This is a genomic window from Pseudarthrobacter sp. HLT1-7 (genome assembly GCF_059383435.1).
Genome location: NZ_JBWZCH010000005.1, coordinates 72,256 through 94,931 on the forward strand (window position 1 = coordinate 72,256; position 22,676 = coordinate 94,931).

20 protein-coding genes and 1 tRNA gene are annotated in these 22,676 nt (G+C 67.3%); all 21 read left to right on the plus strand.

Annotated elements, in window-relative coordinates:
• Positions 1-157: 157 nt before the first annotated feature.
• The 21 genes from AC50X6_RS06505 to AC50X6_RS06605 all read left to right on the plus strand — a co-directional run bounded on the left by AC50X6_RS06505 (position 158) and on the right by AC50X6_RS06605 (position 22,651).
• Complete coding sequence (locus AC50X6_RS06505; protein ID WP_494965432.1) at positions 158-589, plus strand: organic hydroperoxide resistance protein; 432 nt, start codon at positions 158-160, stop codon at positions 587-589.
• Positions 586-1,620 carry an NADP-dependent oxidoreductase gene (locus AC50X6_RS06510; RefSeq protein ID WP_494965433.1) on the plus strand — a complete coding sequence of 345 codons (1,035 nt, stop codon included), beginning with the start codon at positions 586-588 and terminating at the stop codon, positions 1,618-1,620. Before AC50X6_RS06505 ends, AC50X6_RS06510 begins: the two co-directional genes overlap by 4 nt.
• A gap of 333 nt (positions 1,621-1,953) precedes the next feature.
• Positions 1,954-3,063, plus strand: a complete 1,110-nt coding sequence (locus tag AC50X6_RS06515) for a BMP family lipoprotein (protein WP_494965434.1) — start codon at positions 1,954-1,956, stop codon at positions 3,061-3,063.
• Positions 3,064-3,231: 168 nt separating this feature from the next.
• Positions 3,232-4,851 carry an ABC transporter ATP-binding protein gene (locus AC50X6_RS06520; RefSeq protein WP_494965435.1) on the plus strand — a complete coding sequence of 540 codons (1,620 nt, stop codon included), beginning with the start codon at positions 3,232-3,234 and terminating at the stop codon, positions 4,849-4,851.
• Positions 4,844-6,247 carry an ABC transporter permease gene (locus AC50X6_RS06525; protein WP_494965436.1) on the plus strand — a complete coding sequence of 468 codons (1,404 nt, stop codon included), beginning with the start codon at positions 4,844-4,846 and terminating at the stop codon, positions 6,245-6,247. The genes AC50X6_RS06520 and AC50X6_RS06525 overlap by 8 nt, the downstream gene beginning before the upstream one ends.
• The gene (locus tag AC50X6_RS06530) at positions 6,244-7,587 is read left to right on the plus strand and encodes an ABC transporter permease subunit (protein WP_494965437.1); all 1,344 of its coding nucleotides are present in this window, start codon (positions 6,244-6,246) and stop codon (positions 7,585-7,587) included. The genes AC50X6_RS06525 and AC50X6_RS06530 overlap by 4 nt, the downstream gene beginning before the upstream one ends.
• Positions 7,584-8,015: a cytidine deaminase gene (locus AC50X6_RS06535; protein WP_494965438.1), complete on the plus strand. Its 432-nt coding sequence runs from the start codon at positions 7,584-7,586 to the stop codon at positions 8,013-8,015. The genes AC50X6_RS06530 and AC50X6_RS06535 overlap by 4 nt, the downstream gene beginning before the upstream one ends.
• Positions 8,012-9,334, plus strand: a complete 1,323-nt coding sequence (locus AC50X6_RS06540; protein ID WP_494965439.1) for a thymidine phosphorylase — start codon at positions 8,012-8,014, stop codon at positions 9,332-9,334. Before AC50X6_RS06535 ends, AC50X6_RS06540 begins: the two co-directional genes overlap by 4 nt.
• A 132-nt stretch (positions 9,335-9,466) precedes the next feature.
• Positions 9,467-10,099 (plus strand): DedA family protein, encoded by a 633-nt coding sequence (locus AC50X6_RS06545; RefSeq protein WP_326967955.1) that lies wholly within the window; start codon positions 9,467-9,469, stop codon positions 10,097-10,099.
• Between the two features lie 97 nt (positions 10,100-10,196).
• On the plus strand, positions 10,197-10,976 hold the full coding sequence (locus AC50X6_RS06550) for a DedA family protein (protein WP_494965440.1): 780 nt from the start codon (positions 10,197-10,199) through the stop codon (positions 10,974-10,976).
• A 76-nt stretch (positions 10,977-11,052) separates the two neighbouring features.
• A complete protein-coding gene (locus AC50X6_RS06555; protein WP_494965441.1) occupies positions 11,053-12,219 on the plus strand; it encodes an adenosine deaminase in 1,167 nt (388 codons plus the stop codon).
• A gap of 79 nt (positions 12,220-12,298) precedes the next feature.
• Entirely contained in the window at positions 12,299-12,964 is a 666-nt protein-coding gene (locus AC50X6_RS06560) for a MazG nucleotide pyrophosphohydrolase domain-containing protein (RefSeq protein WP_494965562.1), read from the plus strand.
• Positions 12,965-13,082: 118 nt separating this feature from the next.
• A complete protein-coding gene (gene eno, locus AC50X6_RS06565; RefSeq protein ID WP_326967952.1) occupies positions 13,083-14,363 on the plus strand; it encodes a phosphopyruvate hydratase in 1,281 nt (426 codons plus the stop codon).
• 179 nt (positions 14,364-14,542) lie between these two features.
• The gene (locus AC50X6_RS06570; RefSeq protein ID WP_494965442.1) at positions 14,543-15,247 is read left to right on the plus strand and encodes an FtsB family cell division protein; all 705 of its coding nucleotides are present in this window, start codon (positions 14,543-14,545) and stop codon (positions 15,245-15,247) included.
• A 221-nt stretch (positions 15,248-15,468) separates the two neighbouring features.
• Positions 15,469-16,122 (plus strand): DUF501 domain-containing protein, encoded by a 654-nt coding sequence (locus AC50X6_RS06575; RefSeq protein ID WP_494965563.1) that lies wholly within the window; start codon positions 15,469-15,471, stop codon positions 16,120-16,122.
• Positions 16,119-17,063 (plus strand): Ppx/GppA phosphatase family protein, encoded by a 945-nt coding sequence (locus AC50X6_RS06580; RefSeq protein ID WP_494965443.1) that lies wholly within the window; start codon positions 16,119-16,121, stop codon positions 17,061-17,063. Before AC50X6_RS06575 ends, AC50X6_RS06580 begins: the two co-directional genes overlap by 4 nt.
• 115 nt (positions 17,064-17,178) lie before the next feature.
• Positions 17,179-18,591 (plus strand): S8 family serine peptidase, encoded by a 1,413-nt coding sequence (locus AC50X6_RS06585; RefSeq protein WP_494965444.1) that lies wholly within the window; start codon positions 17,179-17,181, stop codon positions 18,589-18,591.
• A 38-nt stretch (positions 18,592-18,629) separates the two neighbouring features.
• Positions 18,630-20,099, plus strand: a complete 1,470-nt coding sequence (locus AC50X6_RS06590; RefSeq protein WP_494965445.1) for an NAD(P)/FAD-dependent oxidoreductase — start codon at positions 18,630-18,632, stop codon at positions 20,097-20,099.
• A 109-nt stretch (positions 20,100-20,208) separates the two neighbouring features.
• On the plus strand, positions 20,209-21,180 hold the full coding sequence (locus AC50X6_RS06595; protein WP_494965446.1) for an N-acetyltransferase: 972 nt from the start codon (positions 20,209-20,211) through the stop codon (positions 21,178-21,180).
• Positions 21,181-21,200: 20 nt separating this feature from the next.
• Positions 21,201-21,277, plus strand: a tRNA-Leu gene (locus tag AC50X6_RS06600).
• A gap of 564 nt (positions 21,278-21,841) precedes the next feature.
• Complete coding sequence (locus AC50X6_RS06605) at positions 21,842-22,651, plus strand: hypothetical protein (protein WP_494965447.1); 810 nt, start codon at positions 21,842-21,844, stop codon at positions 22,649-22,651.
• Positions 22,652-22,676: the final 25 nt, after the last annotated feature.

A 22,676-nucleotide genomic window follows, 5' to 3' on the forward strand; every position in this document is an offset into this window, starting at 1 on the left:
CGTCGCCGACGCGGCCTGCACCCCTGGCGCGGCCGGCGTCGTGATCGTGGGAGGCGCGTCAAATCGCCGGACGCTTGGCGCGATGCAGCAGGCTTCCGGCTAGTTCCCCGCCCAACACCTTGGCTTCAGCAGATTTTCCCCAACAGATCGGAACCCCTTGAAGACTCTTTACACCGCAGAAGCACTCGCCTCGGGCGAAGGCCGGGACGGCAACGCCCGCACCCGGGACGGCAAACTCAACGTGACCCTGGCCAGCCCAGTGGAACTCGGCGGCAACGGCGAAGGGACCAACCCCGAGCAGCTGTTCGCCGCGGGCTACGCGGCGTGCTTCCATTCCGCGCTGCGGCTCGTCGGACGCAAGGAGAAAGCGGACCTGACGGATTCCGCCGTCGCCGCCAAGATCCACTTTGGTGCCCTCGCCGACGGTGCCGGTTACGGCCTCGCCGCCGAACTCGAGATCGCGCTGCCCGCCGTGGACCGCAGCACCGCGGAATCCCTCGTGGCCAAGGCACACCAGATCTGCCCCTATTCCAATGCCACCCGAGGCAACATGGCAGTCGACATCACCATCCTGGAGGTAGCAGCATGAGCGCCAATACCGGAGAAACCGCCACGATTTCCGCCCTCACCAGGGAGATCCGGCTGGCATCCCGGCCGCACGGCCGCCCCGTGCCGGCGAACTTCCGGCTTACGGAAACCAACCTGCCGGAGCTGCAGGAGGGCCAGGTCCTGGTCCGCAACCTCTACATCTCGGTAGACCCCTACATGCGCGGCCGGATGAACGACGTGAAATCCTACTCGGCGCCCTTCAAACTGGACGAAGCGATGGAGGGCGGCGCCGTGGGCGAGGTCATCGCCTCCCGCTCGAGCGACCGCACGGTGGGGGACACCGTGGTCCATGCGCTGGGCTGGCGCGAATACGCCGTGCTCGATGCGGCCGCAACGTCTCCGGTGCACACCGATCTTGCCCCGGCGTCCGCTTTCCTCGGTGCGCTCGGCATGACCGGCCTCACCGCCTATGCCGGCCTGCTCAAGGTCGCCGAGTTTAAGTCCGGCGAGGTGGTCTTCGTCTCCGGCGCCGCAGGTGCCGTTGGTTCCTTGGTGGGGCAGATCGCCAAAGCCAAGGGCGCCTCCCGCGTCATCGGCAGCGCCGGCTCCGCGGAAAAGGTGGCCCGCCTCCTGGAACTGGGCTTCGACGCCGCATTCAACTACCACGACGGACCCGTTGCCGAGCAGCTCGCCGGGGCCGCCGGGGAACGCGGCATCGACGTGTACTTCGACAACGTCGGCGGGGAACACCTGGAGGCCGCACTGGGGGCGCTCACGGTTGGCGGCCGGGTAGCGATGTGCGGCGCCATTTCGCAGTACAACTCCACCGAACCCACCCCGGCCCCGCGGAACCTGATGCAGGCCATCGGCAAGCAGCTGACGCTCAAGGGCTTCCTGGTGGGCGGCTACTGGCAGCACATGGCCGAGTTTGTCGGGACTATGTCCGGCTGGCTGGCCGACGGAACCGTGCGCTACGACGAGACGGTGGTGGACGGTCTGGACAACGCTCCGCAGGCCTTTATGGATCTGCTGGACGGCGTGAACACCGGCAAGATGCTGGTCCGGATCTAATACGGCGAAGCCGGCCGCCCGGTGTAACCCTCAAGCCTCCCGGCGAAGGCCCCCGGCCCCGTTTCCTCCAAGGATCCGGCGCCGGGGGTGCTTGTGCATCCGCGGACGAAGCAGCGGCGGCTACCGCTTGGTAACAAGTTCTCAACAATCCGGGGGATCACAGTGAACTGTGCTACTTGGACGTGTCCTGGGACACTAAAGTAGCTTGCATCAGTGCGCCTCGGCGCAGTGCTGCGAACTCCATCAGTGAAAACAGCGTTTCAGCGGCAATACCGCCAACAGACACTCATTGAACCCCTGTCGCAGCGCCTACTCTTTCTTCCTGGAGGAAAATTGAAGAACTCACTGCGTGCAACCCTCAAGCGCGGTTCAATGACCGGCGTCGCCACCGCCGGTGCGGCTGCTCTCCTGCTCACCGGTTGCGGGGCCGCCCCGGACGCCGGCAGCAGCGCCACCAAAACGGCCAGCAACTACACGGGCTGCATCGTGTCCGACTCCGGTGGATTTGACGACCAGTCGTTCAACCAGTCCTCCTACGAAGGCCTGAAGAAGGCTGAGAAGGACCTGGGCATCAAAGTCAACGAGGCCGAGTCCAAAACCAACAACGACTTCGAGCCCAACCTGCGCGCCATGGTCACGGCCGGCTGCAACCTGACCGTCACGGTAGGCTTCCTGCTCGGCGACGCCACCAAGGCCCAGGCCACGGCGAACCCGGACAAGCGCTTCGCCATCGTTGACTACAGCTACGATCCCGCCGTCAGCAACGTCAAGCCGATCATCTACGACACGGCCCAGGCCGCCTTTATGGCCGGCTACCTCGCGGCAGGCACCACCAAGACCGGAACGGTTGCCACCTTCGGCGGTATCAAGATCCCCACGGTCACCATCTTTATGGACGGCTACGCCGACGGTGTGAAGTACTACAACGAGAAAAAGGGCAAGAGCGTCAAGGTTCTGGGCTGGGACAAAGCCAAGCAGGACGGCTCCTTCACCGGCGACTTCGAGAAGCAGGACAAGGGCAAGCAGTTCACCCAGAACTTCCTGGACCAGGGTGCGGACATCGTAATGCCCGTCGCCGGTCCGGTCGGCAAGGGTGCCGGCGCGGCGCTGAAGGAAGCCAAGGCAGCAGGCAAGGACGTCAAGCTCATCTGGGTTGACTCCGACGGCTTCCTCACGGCACCGGACTACAAGGACATCATGCTCTCCTCCGTTATGAAGCAGATGGGCGAGGCCGTTGAGGCCGTTGTGAAGGAGGACAAGGACGGCAAGTTCACCAATACCCCGTACGTCGGCACCCTCGCGAACGACGGCGTGCAGCTGGCTCCGTTCCACGATCAGGCGTCCGCCGTTCCGGCTGAGCTGAAGACGGAGCTGGACCAGATCAAGAAGGACATTGCCGACGGCAAGCTGAAGGTTGAATCCGCAGCAAGCCCGAAGGCCTAGCCTCCTCCGTTCAGCGCCACGGCCCGTACGGTCAATCACCGCACGGGCTGTGGCGCTTTTCGTTGAGCGGGCTCCGGCCCGCGCCCGGCCGCAGGCACTAGGCTTGTGCTGCAGCCCCACGTCCCGTCCGGGCCACGTTGTCCGGACACTTCGAGATTGGTCAGAGTTTTGAAACTTGAACTCAAGGGGATCACCAAACGCTTCGGCTCCCTGATAGCCAACGATCACATCGATGTGGTCGTTGAACCCGGGCAGATCCACTGTCTGCTCGGCGAGAACGGCGCTGGCAAGTCCACGCTGATGAACGTCCTGTACGGACTGTACGAACCCACCGAGGGACAGATCCTCGTCGACGGCAAGCCCGTCACCTTCCGCGGGCCGGGGGACGCCATGGCGGCAGGCATCGGCATGGTACACCAGCACTTCATGCTGGTCCCGGTCTTCACCGTTGCCGAAAACGTGGCCCTCGGCGCGGAAACCACCAAAGCCGGAGGATTCCTGAATCTGGCGGACACCCGCCGGAAGATCCGGGAGATTTCAGACCGGTACGGCTTCGACGTCGATCCCGACGCCCTGATCGAGGACCTGCCCGTCGGCGTGCAGCAGCGCGTCGAAATCATCAAGGCCCTGGTCCGCGACGCCAAGGTGCTCATCCTCGATGAGCCCACGGCCGTGCTGACCCCGCAGGACACCGATGAGCTGCTGGACATTATGCGCCAGCTCAAGAGCCACGGAACTTCCATCGTCTTCATTTCGCACAAGCTCCGCGAGGTCAAGGCCGTCTCCGACACCATCACGGTGATCCGGCGCGGCAAGGTGGTCGGCACTGCCAGTCCCGCGGCCTCGACGACGGAACTCGCGTCCATGATGGTGGGCCGCGCGGTCAACCTGACCCTGGACAAGGCACCGGCCCAGCCGCAGGAAAAGACCTTCCAGGTCCAGGACCTCACGGTCATTGCGCCGAGCGGACAGCACGTCGTGGACGGCATCAGCTTCGACATCGCACGCGGCGAGATCCTGGCCGTCGCCGGTGTGCAGGGCAACGGCCAGACGGAACTGACCGAGGCCATCCTGGGCTTGCAGGACCGCGTCCACGGCTCCATCCTGCTGGACGGCGAGGAACTCCTGGGCCTCAGCGTCAAGGATGTCCTCAACGCCGGCGTCGGCTTCGTGCCCGAGGACCGCTCCGTCGACGGCCTGATCGGCACGTTTTCCATCGCGGAGAACCTTATCCTGGACCGCTACGACCAGGCCCCCTTCGCCAAAGGCATCAGCATGAACCCGGCCAGGGTCCTGGAGAACGCGAAGACCCGGATCGACGAGTTCGATGTGCGGACGCCGTCCGGTTCGCTGGCCGCCGGGACCCTGTCCGGCGGTAACCAGCAGAAGCTGGTGATGGCCCGGGAGCTTTCCCGGCCGCTGCGGCTCTTCATCGCCTCCCAGCCCACCCGGGGCGTGGATGTGGGTTCCATTGAGTTCCTGCACAAGCGCATCGTGGCGGAGCGGGACCACGGCACCCCGGTCATGATCGTCTCCACCGAACTGGACGAGGTGATCGAGCTCGCCGACCGGATCGCCGTGCTCTACAAGGGCAAGCTGGTGGGAATTGTCCCGGCCGGCACCGGCCGCGACGTCCTCGGCCTCATGATGGCCGGGCTGTCCCCGGACGATGCCCATGCCGACAGCGCCACCAGGAACCAGGCAACCGCCCCGGCCCCGATCCCGGCGGCCGCCGCCCACCCCGCGCAGGATTCCACCGCCAGCGCCGTAGGAGACGACCTTGACTGACAAGAACCCGCCGGGACACCCGGCTGACCCGGGTCCGGGCGAGTCCCAGGAAACGCCGGCACCGGAAGCACACGTCCCCGGGCAGGAGGCGGCGGCAGCCGGTGCTGCCAACGCCACCTCGCTCGATACCGCAGGCGGCGCAATTCGCCCGTCGGCCGTCCCGGTCTCCGGCCAGAGCGGAACCATCCCCGGCGGCCCGGACTCCGTACTGCGCAAGATCTTCACCGGCAGCGGCATGGTTTCCGTCCTTGCTGTGCTGCTCGCCCTGATCCTCGGCGGCCTGCTCATTGCCAGCACCGACAAGCAGGTCAGTGCCACGGCCGGCTACCTCTTTGCCCGGCCCGGTGACTTCCTGTCCGCCGTCTGGTCAGCCGCCACCCGCTCCTACGTGGCGCTCTTCCAGGGATCCGTGTTCAACCCCCGCGGCGCAACAGTGGCCGGGCAGTTCGCCCCGCTGATGGAAACGCTCACCATCGCCACCCCGCTGATCACCGCCGGCCTGGGGGTCGCCCTGGCATTCCGGGCCGGCCTGTTCAACATCGGTGCGCAGGGACAGATCATCATGGCCGGCATCCTGGCTTCCTGGGTCGGCTTCGCGCTGCACCTGCCGCTGGGTCTGCACCTGCTGCTGGTACTCCTCGCGGGCGTCGTCGGCGGCGCCGTCTGGGGCGGGATCGTCGGCTTGCTCAAGGCCAGGACCGGAGCCCACGAGGTCATCGTGACCATCATGTTCAACTACATAGCGCTCTACCTGGTGCGGTATCTGCTCGACACCCCGGCGTTCCAGCGGCCGGGGGAGACCACCCCGATCTCCCCGATCCTCGATGCGACCGCCGTCTACCCGCAGATTCTGGGCAGCCAGTACCGCCTGCACCTCGGGTTCCTGCTGGCGATCGCTGCCACTGTGTTCGTCTGGTGGCTGCTAAACCGTTCCACGGTGGGCTTCGAATTCCGGGCCGTCGGCGCCAACCCCCAGGCAGCACTGACCGCCGGCATCAACGTTCCCCGCGCCACCATTCTGGTGATGGCTATCGCCGGTGGCCTGGCCGGGCTGTCCGGCGTCGCGCAGGTGGCGGGCACCGAGAAGGTACTCACCGACGGCGTCGCCGCCACCTACGGCTTCGATGCCATCACCGTTGCACTGCTGGGACGCTCGACGCCGTGGGGCACCTTCGCTGCAGGTGTGCTGTTCGGTGCCTTCCGCGCCGGCGCCGTCCAGATGCAGATCCAGACCGGCACCCCGATCGACATTGTGCTTGTGGTCCAGTCCCTGATCGTGCTCTTCATCGCCGCCCCTCCGCTGGTCCGCTCGGTGTTCGGCCTGACCCCGCGAAAGAAGAAGGCCGCATCCGCGGGGAAATCCCAGAAGGCAGCAACCACCGGAGGTGCAGCATGAGCACAACAGCAACATCGCCCGTTCCGGGAAAGCCCCAGCAGGGAAAGCCCCAGCCGGGAAAGTCCCGGCCAGCCCGGGATCACACTCCGGCGGTCTCCGCCAAACCCGTAACGTGGAAGTTGCCCGTGACGCTGCTGGTTCTGGGCGTCGTGGCGTTCATCTTCTTCGGCCTGCTCGGCCCGAACCAGACGGCGAAATTCGGCATCTCCTCCAGCGGCGACTTTTTCCAGTTGCCCGCGATCGAAGTGCCTGCCTTCCTCGCCGGGATTGTGCTTTCCGTGATCATGCTGGGCCTCGCGGGCTACGCCTTGGCCCTGAAAACAAAAAACCAGCGGCCGCCGGGCTGGCTGCAGATCGCGTTCATAGTCCTGTTCGTGGCCGCGTTCCTGATCTGGGTTGTCGGCGGGGCCCGTACCCCGAGCATCTCGCTGGCCGGCCTCATCGCGGGTTCGGTGACCCTAGCCGTGCCGCTGGTCTTCGGATCCCTCTCGGGAGTGCTGTGCGAACGCGTCGGCGTCGTCAACATCGCCATCGAGGGCCAGCTCCTGGGCGGCGCCTTCACTGCCGCGATTGTGGCCACCCTGACGAAGAGTCCGTTCATCGGCCTGATCGCGGCTGCCATTGCCGGTGCGGCCGTGTCCATGGTGCTGGCACTGTTCAGCATCAAGTACGTGGTCAATCAGATCATCGTCGGCGTCGTGCTGAACGTCCTGGTTTCCGGCGTCACCGGCTTCCTGTTCAGCACCGTGATGCAGGCGGACAAAGCGCAGTTCAACTCGCCCGGACGGCTCCCCATCATCGACATCCCGGTCCTGTCCAGCATCCCGGTGCTCGGTCCGATCCTGTTCAAACAGTCCGTCGTGGGCTACCTCATGTACGTCGCGGTCATCGTGGTGTGGGTTGGGCTGTTCAAGACCAAATGGGGCCTTCGCGTCCGGGCCGTGGGCGAGCACCCGCAGGCCGCTGACACCATGGGCATCAAGGTCAACGCGACCCGCTTCTGGAACGTCACGCTGGGCGGCGCGATCGCCGGCATCGGCGGTTCGTTTTTCACCCTCGTGGCGATCGACAGTTTCACCAAGGAGATTTCCGGCGGCCGCGGCTTCATCGCCCTTGCCGCGCTGATCTTCGGCCGCTGGAACCCGATCGGCGCGTTCTTCGCCGCACTGCTGTTCGGCTTTGCCGACAACCTGCAGAGCATCGTGACGATCATCGGCACCCCGGTGCCGAGCCAGTTCATGGCCATGCTGCCGTACCTCGTGACGGTGCTTGCCGTGGCCGGACTCGTCGGCCGCTCCAGGCCGCCGGCCGCCAGCGGCATACCGTACGTCAAGGGATGACGGCGGACGACGGCGGGGCCGGGGACCAGCGCACCGGCGTCGACTGGGGCGCCCTCAAAGCCGCCGCGGTCCACGCTATGAACAACGCCTACGCACCGTATTCGAAGTTTGCGGTGGGGGCAGCAGCCCTCACCGCGGACGGCCGGATCGTCAGCGGCTGCAATGTTGAAAACGCAAGTTACGGGCTGACCCTGTGCGCCGAGTGTGCCCTCGTGGGTAACCTGCAGATGACCGGTGGCGGCCTGCTGCGCGCCTTCTACTGCGTCGACGCCGGCGGCAACGTCCTGATGCCGTGCGGACGCTGCCGGCAGCTGCTCTACGAATTCCGGGCTCCGGACATGGAGCTTATGACCACCCAGGGAATCAGGACCATGGACCAGGTCCTTCCCGATGCCTTTGGACCCCAACACCTGGAGGAACCCCAGTGACACAAACTTCAAACACGACCGAAGCGTTCGACGCCGTCGACATCATCCGCATCAAGCGGGACAAGGGCGTGCTCAGCCCCGCCCAGATCGATTGGACCATCGACGCCTACACCCGCGGCGCCATCGCCGACGAGCAGATGGCCGCCCTGAACATGGCCATCCTGCTCAACGGCATGGACCGGGCCGAGATCTCCCGCTGGACCGCAGCGATGATCGCCTCGGGGGAACGGATGGACTTCTCCAGCCTGCGCCGGCCCGACGGCGGCGTCAAGCCCACGTCCGATAAGCACTCCACGGGAGGCGTAGGGGACAAGATCACCCTCCCGCTGGCACCCCTCGTGGCGGTCTTCGGGGTGGCCGTGCCCCAGCTCTCGGGCCGCGGGCTGGGCCACACCGGCGGCACCCTGGATAAGCTCGAATCGATCCCGGGCTGGCGTGCGGCGCTGAGCAACGAGCAAATGCTGGCCCAGCTCCAGGACGTGGGCGCTGTCATCTGCGCCGCGGGCGCCGGACTGGCCCCGGCGGACAAGAAGCTCTATGCCCTGCGCGATGTCACCGGCACGGTCGAGGCCATCCCGCTGATCGCCTCTTCGATCATGAGTAAGAAGATCGCCGAAGGCACCGGCTCGCTGGTGCTGGACGTCAAGGTGGGCAGCGGGGCGTTTATGAAGAACGTTGCGCGGGCCCGTGAACTGGCCGAGACCATGGTGGCCCTGGGCAAGGATGCCGGGGTCAACACGGTGGCGCTGCTGACCAACATGGACACGCCCCTGGGCCTCACCGCGGGCAACGCGATCGAGGTCGAGGAATCGGTCGAGGTGCTTGCCGGGGGAGGCCCGGAAGACGTCGTCGAACTCACCGTCCGGCTCGCCGAAGAGATGCTCGCCTGCGCCGGTGTCCACGACGCCGACCCCCGGGCAGCCCTGAAGGACGGCCGGGCCATGGACGTCTGGAACCGCATGATCGAGGCGCAGGGCGGGGATCCCCGCGCCAAGCTGCCGGTTGCCAGGGAATCCGAGATCATCTACGCCCCGGCCGACGGCGTCCTGGTGGAACTCGACGCCATGGCCGTCGGCGTCGCGGCCTGGCGTCTCGGCGCCGGGCGTGCCCGCAAGGAAGACCAGGTCCAGGCAGGTGCGGGCGTCCGCATGCATGCCAAGCCGGGCGCCTTGGTGCGGGCCGGGGAACCGCTCATGACCCTGCTGACGGACACCCCGGAGAAGTTCGAGCGGGCCAAGGAAGCGCTGGAGCACGCCGTCGTAATTGCCCCGGAGGGCTCCCGCCCGGCGCAGCAGCTCATCATCGACCGCATCGCCTGAGAAACCCGGCTTGCCCTATCACTTGTGGTCCCCAAACCCGTGGTTTGGCAGCCACAAGTGATAGGGCAACCAGCGGGCGGCCGGCAGTACACTTGTCCCCACAGCAATGCTCCCGGTGTTCGTTAGGAAACAGTGCAGGCAATCAACGATTTCATTCTGGCCGCCGCAGGCCAGCCCTGGGTGCTGCTGGTCGTTTTCGCCTGCTGCGTGATTGACGGCTTCTTTCCGCCGATCCCCAGCGAATCCGTGGTCGTCGGGCTGGCGGCCGTGGCCGCCACGGCCGACGTTCCGAACCCGCTGCTCCTGGCCGCGGTTGCCGCCGCCGGGGCCTTCTTGGGCGACAACACGGCCTATTTGATCGGCCGCGGCACCGGAACGCAGCGCTGGGCCTGGATGCGCGGGCCCCGGATCCAGAGGGCCTTCCGCTGGGCCGGTGCCGAACTGCGCAAGCGGCCGGCGTCGCTGATCCTCGTGGCCCGGTTCGTGCCGGTCGGCCGGGTTGCGGTCAACCTGACGGCCGGCGCCACGCACTACCCGCGGGCCCGGTTCGTGGGGCTGACGGTGCTCTCGGCGGTGCTCTGGGCGAGCTACTCCGTGGCGATCGGGCTTTTCTTCGGCCAGTGGTTCGAGGAGAACCATCTGCTGGGCGTCATTGTCGCCGTCGTCTGCGCGATTGGCCTGGGCATCGCGCTGGACCTTGTCATCAGCAGGGTGCGCGGGAAGCTCCCGCAGGACACGGAGCCCGTCCCGCCATCGGAGCCCTAGAAGCGGACTGAATTCCGCGGCCGGAACGTAGCGGATACCTGCCAGCCGTGGGACACTGAAGAGCGCTTACCGACACTTCCCTAGGAGCACTCCCCGCGTGGAATTCATCAATGAGGCTATCCTCCATGCCGCGGGACAATGGTGGATTTATCCGGTTCTCCTGGTCTTTTGCTTCATTGACGGCTTCGTGCCCATTCTGCCGAGCGAAACTCTGATCGTCGCCCTGGGCGCCCTCTCCGTGACGTCCGGCGAACCCAATATGTGGCTGGTCATGGCCGCCGGCGCCCTTGGGGCCATCGCCGGTGACAATATGGCCTACCTGCTGGGCCGGCACGTCGGCGTCGAGCGCTTCCGCTGGATGCGCAAACCCAAGGTTCAGAAGGCCCTGCACTGGGCCCGTTACGAGCTCGACAAACGCGGCGCGATGCTGATTTTCACGGCCCGCTATATTCCGGTGGGGCGCGTGGCCGTCAACTGGATTGCCGGCACCACCGGCTACCCCCGGCGGCGCTTCATCGTCCTGGACTTTTTTGCCTCCATCACCTGGGTGGCCTACTCGGCGGGCATCGGGGTCCTGGCCGGGAACTGGGTCCACGAACACCCCCTGCTCGGCGTCGGGATCGCCGTCGCCTTCGCCATCGTGCTTGGCATCGTCATTGATCACTTGCTGACCTGGCTGCACCGCTGGCGCGACACCCGCGGCGCCGCCGCGGCCACCAGCCGGGCCGCCGGGCACGCCTCCGACGCGAATGCCACCCACTCCGGGGCGCACCCCGAGCCGGCGCCCGCACCGGCGGCCGCCCATTCGCCGGCACCGGCGCATTCGTCCGCGCCTTTGCACCCGCCCGTGCCGGCCCAGGCCGACGCCGACGCCTGAGTCCGCTCTTCGGGCAAATCCCGATCCAGCCCTTGTCCGGCTGGCATTGCACGCCCTCCGACCCTAAGGTTGGAACGTGACTGAGACTATTCCTGACGCTGCCCCTGACCTCGACTTTGACCTGAAGGGCCTCCCCAAGGTTTCCCTTCACGACCACCTGGACGGCGGACTTCGTCCGGCCACCATCATTGAACTTGCCGAGGCCGCGGGACACACCCTGCCCTCGACGGACCCCGTCGCGCTGGGGGAGTGGTTCCGCGAGTCAGCCGACTCAGGGTCCCTGGTCCGCTACCTCGAAACGTTCGACCACACCATCGCCGTGATGCAGACCAAGGACGGGTTGTTCCGCGTCGCCAAGGAGTTCGTGGAGGACCTGGCCGACGACGGTGTCATTTACGGCGAAGTCCGCTGGGCCCCCGAGCAGCACCTGCAGCAGGGCCTGAGCCTGGACGAAGTGGTCGAAGCGGTGCAGGCAGGCCTCGAAGCCGGCGTGGACGCCGTTGCCGAGACCGGCCGCGATATCCAGGTCGGCCAGCTGATCACGGCCATGCGCCATGCCGACCGCGGCCAGGAGATCGCCGAACTGGCGGTCCGCCACCGCAACAACGGCGCCGTCGGCTTTGACATCGCAGGTGCCGAGGACGGCTTCCTGCCCGCACGCTTCAAGGACGCTTTCACCTACCTGGCCCAGCACAACTTCCCGGCCACAGTCCACGCGGGTGAGGCCGCCGGCCTGGAAAGCATCCAGTCCGCCCTCGTCGACGGCCGTGCCCTGCGGCTCGGCCATGGCGTCCGGATCGCCGAGGACGTCACCGTTGAATTCGACGACGACGAAGGGGCTGCCGAACTCGACGACAGCAGCGACGAGGTCAACGACAGCATCGGTATGGTGACCCTGGGTGAGCTCGCCAGCTGGGTGCGCGACCGCGGCATCGCCCTGGAGATCTGCCCCTCTTCCAACCTGCAGACCGGCGCCGTCGCGGGCTTCGGCGAGGGAATCGAAAGCCACCCGCTGGACATGCTCTACCAGCTCGGCTTTAACGTCACCATCAACACGGACAACCGGCTCATGAGCGGGGTGACGCTGACGGACGAGTTCGAACTGCTGGTGGAGACCTTCGACTACGATCTCGACGACCTGCTGGAGCTGACGCTCAACGCCTCCGAGGCCGCCTTCCTGCCGCTCGAGGAGAAGGAAGCACTCGTCGAATACATCAACGAGGCCTACGCCGACCTTGGCTAACGAGGACATCCCACCCGTCCAGGGGCAGCTGGCAGAGCTGGTCGAAACGATCGCCGCACTGCGCGAGCACTGCCCCTGGATGGGCGCCCTCACCCATGAATCCCTCGTGGAGTACCTCCTCGAGGAGGCCTATGAGGTGGCGGAAACCATCGAGACGGCCGGTGGTGACGCCGAGCTGAAGGCCGAGTTGGGCGACGTCCTGCTCCAGGTGGTCCTGCATGCCCGGCTCGCCGAGGAGCGCTGCGCCTTTGACCTCGGCGACGTCGCCGCCGGCCTTTCCGCGAAGATGGTCCGGCGTAACCCGCACGTCTTCCGCCCCGACGGAACGCTGCAGGATTCCTTCCCGGCGACGGTCGAGGAGATCGTCCGGACCTGGGACGCCGTCAAGCGCGCCGAGAAGGTCCTGCACTCCGGGGCGCCCCCCGCCGGAACTGGCCACCGCGGTGACACTTTTGAGGGCGTTCCTGCGGCGCTGCCGGCCCTGGCCCGGGCCCAGAAACTCCTGGACCGGGCAGAACGCGCCGGCCTCCCGGCGGCCGGCAGGGAAACCGCCGTCGGGATACCGTCTACCGAAGAGGAACTCGGCAATCTTCTCTTCGGCATCGCCGCCGCAGCCCGGGAGGACGGGCTCGACGCCGAACGCGCCCTGCGCGGTGCGATCCGCCGCTTCCAGGAAAGCCCGCCTCCGCCGTCGTCCGGTTCATCCGGCGACGGTGACGTCCGTGCACCGGATAGGTTTCTGTAACTGATCCCACTCTCGACTAGGCTGGGTACCGACGAGGACGTCGGTTTTTCAGCTTGATTCCCAGCTTGATTTCCATTCAGATTCCCAGCAGATCGCTTCACCTAAAAGGAGCCTATCCATGGCGCTTATCGATGCCATCCACGCCCGCGAGATCCTCGATTCCCGTGGCAACCCCACCGTAGAAGTTGAAGTCCTGCTCTCGGACGGCCAGATCGGCCGGGCGGCGGTTCCCTCCGGAGCCTCCACCGGCGAGCACGAGGCCGTTGAACTCCGCGACGGCGACAAGGGCCGCTACCTTGGCAAGGGGGTCCAGAAAGCCGTCGACGCCGTCATCGACCAGATTGCCCCGGCGCTCATCGGCTTCGACGCCACGGACCAGCGCAGCATCGACCAGTCGATGATCGACCTGGACGGCACCGCCAACAAGAGCAAACTCGGCGCCAACGCGATCCTGGGCGTGTCCCTGGCCGTCGCCAACGCCGCAGCGGCCTCCGCCGACCTGCCGCTCTACAAGTACCTGGGTGGACCGAATGCCCATGTCCTGCCGGTGCCCCTGATGAACATCCTCAACGGTGGCTCGCACGCCGACTCCGACGTCGACATCCAGGAGTTCATGGTTGTCCCCCTCGGCGCCGAGACCTTCTCCGAGGGCCTGCGCTGGGGCGTAGAGGTCTACCACGCGCTCAAGGCGGTGCTGCAGGCCAAGGGCCTGTCCACCGGTCTCGGCGACGAGGGCGGCTTCGCGCCGAACCTGCCGTCCAACCGTGCTGCCCTGGACCTCATCCAGGAAGCCATCAGGAACGCCGGCTACACCCCGGGCAAGGACATCGCCCTGGCCCTGGACGTTGCCTCCTCGGAGTTCTTCACCGACGGCGCCTACCAGTTCGAAGGCAAGGCCCTCAGCTCCGCCGAGATGAGCGCCTACTACGCCGAGCTGGTCGCCGACTACCCGCTGGTGTCCATTGAGGACCCGCTGGACGAGAACGACTGGGACGGCTGGAAGACCCTTACCGACGCCATCGGCGACAAGGTCCAGATCGTCGGCGACGACCTCTTCGTGACGAATCCGGAGCGGCTCCAGACCGGCATCGACTCCCGCACCGCCAACTCGCTGCTCGTGAAGGTCAACCAGATCGGGTCCCTGACCGAGACCCTGGACGCCGTGTCCCTCGCCCAGCGCGCAGGCTACACGACCATCACCTCGCACCGCTCCGGCGAGACCGAGGACACCACAATCGCCGACATCGCCGTTGCCACCAACGCCGGCCAGATCAAGACCGGCGCCCCGGCCCGTTCCGAGCGCGTCGCCAAGTACAACCAGCTGCTGCGCATCGAAGAGGAACTCGACGACGCCGCACGCTACGCCGGCCGGAGCGCTTTCCCGCGTTTCAAGGGCTAGCAGCCGCATAAACGACGAACCGGTGGCTATGGTTGAAGGACCACGGCCGCCGGTTCCGTTTACGGTCCCTTCGCAGCTGGCGACTGTTGACCGCCGGCCGGTAACGCCGGTCCAGGCCGCGGTTGTCAGCAGGACAGCAGCACGCCAGCCCGGCAGGGGCCGGGCATGACAGGAGTGACATGGCTACCCGCCGACCCAAGGTTCCCCGGGCGACGCCTGCGGCCCGGAAGCCTTCCGGTACGGGCGACGGCGGCGACGTCATCCTGGCTGACTTCGGCGTCCCCCGTGGCACGGCGGGCACCCCGGCCGGAGCCCGGCAGGATCCGGCCACGACCGCGGCCGGCACAGTCTCCGCGGACTCCCATGCCGCCGGCAAGGCAGCACCGGGTAAGCCCGCCACGTCCCGGCAAGGCACGTCCCGGCACGGCACCGCCACCCGGGCCAAGGACTCCGCCGGGGCGGAATCCGCCGAGGCGGAAGAAAACCTCGGTCCTGTCCCCGCCAAGGCGTTCTCGGGCCGCATGCTGGCCCTGCTCGTCGTCATGATTGCCATCACCATCATGCTGGCCCCCACGGTGAAGATTTTCTTCGAGAAGCGCGCCGAGATCGCCGGGCTGCAGGCGGATATCTCCGCTGAACAGTCGAAGCAGACAGACTTGTCACGCCAGGTCTCCCGCTGGCAGGATCCGAACTACGTGAAGCAGCAGGCACGCGACCGGATTAACATGGTTATGCCCGGAGAGACGGGCTATTGGGTCTTCGGCGGCGATCTTCCCGCCGGACAGCCCGGTGGCGCGGCCGGGGCAGGGTCCGCACAGGACCCGGCCGAGCTGCCATGGGTGGACTCCCTCTGGGACTCCATCCGGCGTTCGGCAACAGACTAAGACGCGGCGCCCGCCGCAGGACTGTCCGCCGGACACTCCGTACAGGGCAGGAAGGCGCCGCGCCAGTGGACGAGAACCCAGTGGACGAGAACCGAGTGCACGAGACCCCCGTGCTCGAGAACCCAGTGCTCGAGAACCCGGCCGCAGGGGATCCCGCGGCTGCGGGCACGGCAGGGACGCCGGCGGAATCCCGCCGGCCCTCGCCGCGCGACCTCGACGTCTTGAGCCGGCAGCTCGGCCGCCCGGTGCGCGACGTCGTCGAGATCCCGGCCCGCTGCCTCTGCGGCAACCCGCTGGTGGCGGCCACCTCGCCGCGGCTCGGCAACGGGACACCCTTCCCCACGGTGTTTTACCTGACCCACCCGGTCATCACCTCCGCCGTATCCCGGCTGGAGGCCGCGGGCCTGATGAACGAGATGAACGTCCGGCTCGGCGTCGATGACGCGCTGGCCGACGACTACCGCGCCGCGCACGGGGCCTACCTGGCGTCCCGCGCCGAGATCGGCGCCCGCTCCGGGATCGGCGCCGTGCCGGAGATCGACGGCGTCTCCGCAGGCGGAATGCCCAACCGCGTCAAATGCCTGCACGTTCTGGTGGGCCACACCCTCGCGGCCGGACCCGGCGTTAACCCGCTCGGCGACGAGGCCCTCGAGGCCATCAGCGAATGGTGGACCATGGACCGCTGTTATTGCGACGGCGCCTGGGACACCGGCGGCAAGGTTCCTTCGCAGGACCTCAGCAGGCACGGACCGCAGGGCCTGCCGGAGATCGTGGGCCGGCCGGCCCCGGTCCGGACGTCCCGCACCGCGACCGCCGAAGGCATGGCCGCCGGAAGCGCGGCCGCCAAAACCGCGACCGCCGGAGCCGGCCAATGAGCCGTGTGGCCGCGATCGACTGCGGCACCAACTCCATCAGGCTGCTGATCGCCGACGTCCAGCCCGGGGCAACGCCGCGGCTGACGGACATCGTCCGCGAAATGCGGGTGGTCCGGCTGGGCCAGGGCGTCGATGCCACCGGAGAGTTCGCCCAGGAGGCCCTGGACCGCACCCTGGCGGCGACGGCCGACTTCGCGGAGCTGATCCGCCGGCACGGCGCCCGCACGGTCCGCTTCGTGGCTACCTCGGCCACCCGGGACGCGCGCAACCGGCAGGTCTTCATCGACGGCGTCCGCGAACTTCTCGGCGTCGAACCCGACGTCATCACCGGGGACGAGGAAGCAGCCCTGTCCTTCGCCGGCGCCAGCAGCGTGCTCCCGTCCCGAGGCCAGGACCCGGTGCTCGTGGTGGACCTCGGCGGCGGCAGTACCGAATTCGTCCTGGGCAACGCCGGCGGTGTTACGGCCGCCTTCTCCGTCGACGTCGGCTGCGTCCGGATGACCGAACGGCACCTGCGCGACGACCCGCCGACGGCGGCGCAGATCGCCGCCGCGGAGGCCGACGTCGACGCCGCCATCAGCGAGGCGGCGAAGACCGTCCCCCTGGAGCGGACCACCGCCGTCGTTGGTGTCGCAGGCTCCGTCACCACCATCACCGCGCACGCCCTGGACCTGCCGGAATACTTGCCGCAGGCCATTCACGGCACGGAGCTGCCGCTGGAAGCCGCACGGCGCGCCTGCACCGAGCTGCTCGAAATGTCCCGCGCAGAACGGGCGGCCCTGCCCTACATGCACCCGGGCCGGGTGGACGTGATCGGGGCAGGAGGACTCGTCTGGCGGCGCGTGCTGGAACGACTGGCCGAGGTCACGGAAGGCAGGGTCACCACGGCAGTCACCAGCGAACACGATATTCTGGACGGCATTGCCCTGAGTATCAGCTAGCGGCCCAGCCAGCAGCATCAGCTCGCCGCATCAGCTCGATCGAGCGGAACCGACCATCCTTGCCGCCGCCCCACCGCGGGGCCAGCCCACCAGCCATACCGCCGATAGGACCCGAATGACCAGAGCAACAGCCCGGCCCCGCCGGACCGCCTCCGCGATGATGGCCTTAGCCCTGGCTGCAGGCAGCCTTTCGGCAGCGCTGACTGCTGCCCCCGCCGCCCACGCGGACGGCTGGCGCGACAAGGAATACTGGCTCGCCGAGTATGGCATCACCAAGGCCTGGGAAGTCTCCAAGGGAGCCAATGTCAAGGTCGCCGTGATCGACAGCGGAGTGGACGGCAAACACCCGGACCTGGCCGGTGTGATGGCCGGGGGAGTCGACATCTCGGGAGCCGGCAGCCCGGACGGCCAGAAAAGCATCGGCGCCAGACCCGAGCACGGGACTCTGGTGGCCACGATGCTTGCCGGCCGCGGCCACCAGCCCCCCAGCCCCAGTCCTACCGCCAGTCCCGGCGCCAGTGCCACCCCCAGCGCCACCCCCGGTCCCGCCGTCGGCCCGGACGGGATCGTAGGCGTGGCGCCGGAGGCCCAACTGCTGTCCGTCTCCACCTGGCTCGGATCGGCCAACCCCGGCGGCAAGAGCGATCAGGACCAGATTCCGCAGGCGGTCCGCTGGGCCGTGGACAACGGTGCCCGCGTCATCAACATCTCGCTCGGCAGCACCTCCCCGGAGTGGCCGCAAAGCTGGGACGCGGCCTTCCTGTACGCCGAACAGAAGGACGTGGTGATTGTCGCCGCCGCGGGAAACCGGGTGGGCGGCAATGTGCAGGTCGGGGCGCCGGCCACCATTCCCGGTGTGCTGACCGTCGCCGGGCTGGACCGCAAGGGGGCTGCCAGCATCGACTCGTCCTCCCAGGGCATCAGCATCGGCGTGGCGGCCCCCGCGGAAAACCTCATCGGGGGCATGCCCGCCGGCGGCTACGCCGAATGGGCCGGCACCTCGGGCGCCACGCCGATCGTCGCCGGCGTTGCCGCCCTGATCCGATCCAAATGGCCGGAGATGACGGCGAGCCAGGTCATCAACCGGATTGTCAGCACCACAAGGGACGCCGGGGCGCCGGGGAAGGACCCACTGTACGGCTTCGGGATACTCAACGCCGAGGCAGCCCTCAAGGCCGATGTCCCGGACACCAAGGCCAACCCGCTGGGCTCGATTTCGGACTGGGTCAGGGTCCACCGGCGCGGAAACCTGGCGACGCGGCCGGCCGCACCCGCGGCCACCCCGTCCAGTGCCGCGCCGGCGCTGCCGGAGGCCACCGTGCCGGAGGCAGAGCCGCCCTCGCAGCTGGACAGCGCCGTCCCGGCGATGGTCGTCCTGGGTTTCGGCGGGCTGTTCCTGGGCATCCTGGGGACTGCCGGTTTCCAGCTTCGACGGGCCGGCCGGACGCCGCCGACGGGGGGTCCGGACGGCCCCGGTGGGCCCGAAACAGGAGTCCTGGATGCGGTGGACCCGGACGGCAAACCCTAGTTAGTGAAGTTTTTCACAAACTACGGTATTCTTGGGGAATGGCATCCTCACCCCAGCTCCAGGACCGTCCCAGGGTACTCGTCGTCGGCGGCGGGTACGTCGGCCTGTACGTGGCCCTCAAACTGCAGAAGAAGATCGCGAACGCCGGCGGCATCGTCACCGTCGTGGATCCCCTGCCCTACATGACGTACCAGCCCTTCCTTCCCGAAGTTGCCGGCGGCAACATCGAGGCGCGCCACGCCGTCGTATCGCACCGCAAGCACCTCACGCAGACGGAACTCATCCAGGGCCGCGTTACCTCGATCGACCACGCCAACCGCACGGCCGTGGTTGCCCCGGCCGACGGCGGCGAGAACTTTGAAGTTCCGTATTTCGACGTCGTGGTGGCCGCCGGCGCGATCACCCGCACCTTCCCGATCAAGGGACTCGCGGACAAGGGCATCGGCCTCAAGACCATTGAGGAAGCCGTCGCCCTGCGCAACGGTGTCCTCGAGCGGATTGAAGCCGGCTCGCTCATGGTGGACCCGGTGGCCCGCGCCCGCGCCTTGACATTCGTCGTCGTCGGCGGCGGCTTCGCCGGCATCGAGTGCATCACTGAGATGGAAGACCTGGCCCGGGCCGCGGTCAAGAAGAACCCGCGCATCCAGCAGGAGGAAGTCCGCTTCGTCCTGGTCGAGGCCATGGGCCGGATCATGCCAGAGGTCACCGCTGCGCAGGCCGAATGGGTGGTGGAGCACCTCCGCAGCCGCGGCATCGAGGTTCTGCTCAACACCTCGCTGGACAACGCCGAAGGTTCCCTGAAGCTGATCAACCTGCCTGACAAGACCCCGGCGCAGGAATTCGAGGCGGACACGCTGGTCTGGACCGCCGGTGTGCAGGCCAACCCGATGATCCGCTCCACCGACTTCCCGCTCGAGCCCCGCGGACGGGTCCGGGTCCTCCCGGACCTGCGCATCGCCGGGGACGAAGGCATCGTCGAGAACGCCTGGGCCGCCGGAGACATTGCGGCCGTACCGGATCTCTCGGGCAGCGGCCTGCCGGACGGTACCTGCGTCCCGAACGCCCAGCATGCCCTGCGCCAGGCCAAGCGCCTCGCCAAGAATCTGTGGGCCTCCCGCTGGGACAAGCCGCTCAAGGACTACAAGCACAAAAACCTGGGCGCCGTAGCAGGCTTCGGCGAATGGAAGGGGGTGGCCAACATCAGCCTGATCGGCCGCATCGGCCTCAAGGGTCCCCTTGCCTGGCTCGCGCACCGCGGCTACCACGGCCTGGCCATGCCCACTTTCGAGCGGAAGATCCGCGTTGTATCCGGCTGGTTCTGGGCCCTTTTCCTGGGACGCGACACCACCCAGCTGATCGACCTGGACAACCCGCGCGGCGCGTTCGTCGCCGCCGCAACGCCGGCTCCGAAGCCGGCCGCGGTTCCGGCCGCCACTCCGGCTCCGAGGCCGGCCGCTGAGGCTGACAGGGCTGAGACCAAAGAAGCTGTCCCGGCCGACTCCAAGTAGTCCGCAACAGTATTCGACGGCGGCCGTTCCCCTTTTCAGGGGCGCGGCCGCCGTCGTCGTTCCCGGGAAGCCGGACGCCCGGCGTCGGGTCCGCGAATAGACTGACTCCATGACAGCTGAAAAGGACCTCCACACTCTGCTGGCCAGTATGCGCCCCGAGCTCCGCGACGGCGAATTCGTCTATGTCGTGTGGCCGGCCGGCAGACCCCTGGCCGGAGCCATCGAAGCCGCCGTCCGTGAGGCCGAGGGGCTCACTGTCGTGCTGCCGCGGACCGAAGCGGACAGCCTGGGGCTGTCCTATGACTTTGTCGGGGCCTGGATCACCCTCCAAGCGCACTCCTCCCTCGAGGCGGTGGGCCTGACCGCTGCGGTCAGCGGCGCCCTGACCGAAGCCAGGATCAGCTGCAACGTCCTGGCCGGCTTTCACCACGACCACCTGCTGGTTCCCGTGGTTGATGCCGACCGCGCGCTGGAAGTGCTGCACGAACTGGTAGGCGCCAGTGGCGGGCACACGCCGGCACCGGAGCTCGTGCTGCGCAACGAACAGCCCGCAGACCGGCCCGCCATCCTGGCCCTGACCGCCGCGGCCTTCGCTGTCTCACCGGTCACTGGACTGCCCGTCGAGGGCCAGCCGGAGGAGGTCGAGCTCCTCGCCCGGCTTTTCGAGTGCGGGGACTACCTGCCCGGGCTCAGCCTCGTGGCGGAACTCGACGGCGAGATCGTCGGGCACGTGATCAGCACCCGCGGCTGGGCGGGCGAGCTGGCGCTGTTGGGGCTCGGCCCCCTCGGAGTGGTGCCGCGGCTGCAGCGCCACGGCATTGGATCCGCGCTGATGAAGGAAATGATTGGCCGGGCCAACGCCGCGCGGGAGCGGGGGATCGGGCTGCTGGGCAGTCCGGAGTACTACGCGCGCTTCGGTTTCGTGGCGTCCACCTCGCTCGGCGTCGAGGCCCCTGACCCTGCCTGGGGAACCCACTTCCAGCTGCTTCCGCTGGCCGTCTGGCCCGGCGGCGTGAGCGGGACCTTCCGCTACGCCGGGCCGTTTGGCACGCCGCCGGTTGTGGCGGACGGGGCAGCGTGACGGGATAGCATGGACCGGGCGCCCCAGTAGCCCAATTGGCAGAGGCAGCGGACTTAAAATCCGCGTGTTGTGGGTTCGAGTCCCACCTGGGGCACCAATGGCCGTCACGGATTCCGTGACGGCCATACCCTTGTCGGCTTCTCAATTTGGACGGGCCGGCGGCCCGTCAGGCCGATAGGGTCCGGCTCTGGCCAAACTTTCGCGGCCGCGGGCTTCTCAAACGGCCTAAAGAAGGCCATCATTCAGGCTAAGTCGGTCCGGAATTGGCAGCGGTCTCATGTTGAGGGGAGGAGGCTGAACCCACCTTCATATCCTTTCCCCGGTGATCACCCCGTGAGATCGCAATCCGCGTGCCGTTCGAGTGATTTCGTTCAGCTCGGCAGAGGCGCGGTTCGCCAGCGTAGCCCTGCAGATCGGCTCCATAACGTTGCCGGGTCAGCCGCTGGAAGCCACAACATTCCAACAGCGAAAGGCCACTTAGATGTTCCGCTCACACGAACGACTAAACGCGCTGGGTTCCGCTCTCATACTGGGTCTGACAATGTCCACGGTGGCGTCCTGTACCGCACCAAACGCGGCCCCGGCCACTTCCACACCGGCCACGGACACGGGCTCGCCATCGCCATCGCCAACGCCAACGCCCACGCCCACAGTGGCGCCGGTGCTCGCAGGGCTCTGCGGGCCAGGGACCGCCCTCACCTTCGACCGCAGCGCCTTCCCGGCGTCACCGACGATAGACAACAAGTGGTTTCCGCTGACGCCGGGCATGCAGTACACGACGACGGGCACGGTGATCGACGCGGAAGGCACTACGGCGCGCACCGTGACCCACTCTGTGACCGGACTTACCAAGGTGATAGACGGCGTCAAAACCCAGGTTATGTGGGACCGCGACTACGCCGATGGAGAGCTGGTGGAATCCGAATTGGCTTTTTTCGCCCAGACGGATAAGGGAGCCGTCTGGCTCTTCGGGGAGTATCCGGAAGAGTTCGAAAACGGCGAATTCACCGGCGCACCCGCCACTTTTCTTAGTGGCATCTCTGGAGCCCAGGCGGGGATAGCGATGCAGGCCGAGCCCCGGACCGGCACGCCGAGCTACGTGCAGGCTCACGCCCCTGCGGTGAATTTCCTGGACTGCGGGGGCGCGGTTCAGGAGAATCAGCGGGTGTGTGTCCCCACCGGGTGCTACGACGATGTGCTGGTTATTGACGAGCACAATCCGGCCGAACCGGCGGTAGGCCACCAGCAGAAGTTCTATTCGGCAGGCACGGGTCTGGTGAAAGTGACGGCCGTGGGCGGCGACAGGCAGGAGACCTTGGATCTTGTCAAGGCGGAAAAGCTCTCCGACGCCCAGCTGAGGGACATCAACCAGCAGGCACTGATACTCGACCAGCACGCGTACCAGGTCAGCACCGACTACGCCAGGACCCCCAATGCCGAGGTTGCGACAGACAGCTCCGGCGCCAAGTGAGAGGCTTCGGAGCGAACATGACTCA

What these genes read in the sequence shown, in the direction of transcription:
- AC50X6_RS06580 (WP_494965443.1), top strand. Translation starts at nt 16,119, where the DNA reads ATGAGCCGTGTGGCCGCGATCGACTGCGGCACCAACTCCATCAGGCTG.
- AC50X6_RS06560 (WP_494965562.1), top strand. Translation starts at nt 12,299, where the DNA reads ATGGGCGCCCTCACCCATGAATCCCTCGTGGAGTACCTCCTCGAGGAG.
- AC50X6_RS06510 (WP_494965433.1), top strand. Translation starts at nt 586, where the DNA reads ATGAGCGCCAATACCGGAGAAACCGCCACGATTTCCGCCCTCACCAGG.
- AC50X6_RS06590 (WP_494965445.1), top strand. Translation starts at nt 18,630, where the DNA reads ATGGCATCCTCACCCCAGCTCCAGGACCGTCCCAGGGTACTCGTCGTC.
- AC50X6_RS06595 (WP_494965446.1), top strand. Translation starts at nt 20,209, where the DNA reads ATGACAGCTGAAAAGGACCTCCACACTCTGCTGGCCAGTATGCGCCCC.
- AC50X6_RS06535 (WP_494965438.1), top strand. Translation starts at nt 7,584, where the DNA reads ATGACGGCGGACGACGGCGGGGCCGGGGACCAGCGCACCGGCGTCGAC.
- AC50X6_RS06570 (WP_494965442.1), top strand. Translation starts at nt 14,543, where the DNA reads ATGGCTACCCGCCGACCCAAGGTTCCCCGGGCGACGCCTGCGGCCCGG.
- AC50X6_RS06530 (WP_494965437.1), top strand. Translation starts at nt 6,244, where the DNA reads ATGAGCACAACAGCAACATCGCCCGTTCCGGGAAAGCCCCAGCAGGGA.
- eno (WP_326967952.1), top strand. Translation starts at nt 13,083, where the DNA reads ATGGCGCTTATCGATGCCATCCACGCCCGCGAGATCCTCGATTCCCGT.
- AC50X6_RS06585 (WP_494965444.1), top strand. Translation starts at nt 17,179, where the DNA reads ATGACCAGAGCAACAGCCCGGCCCCGCCGGACCGCCTCCGCGATGATG.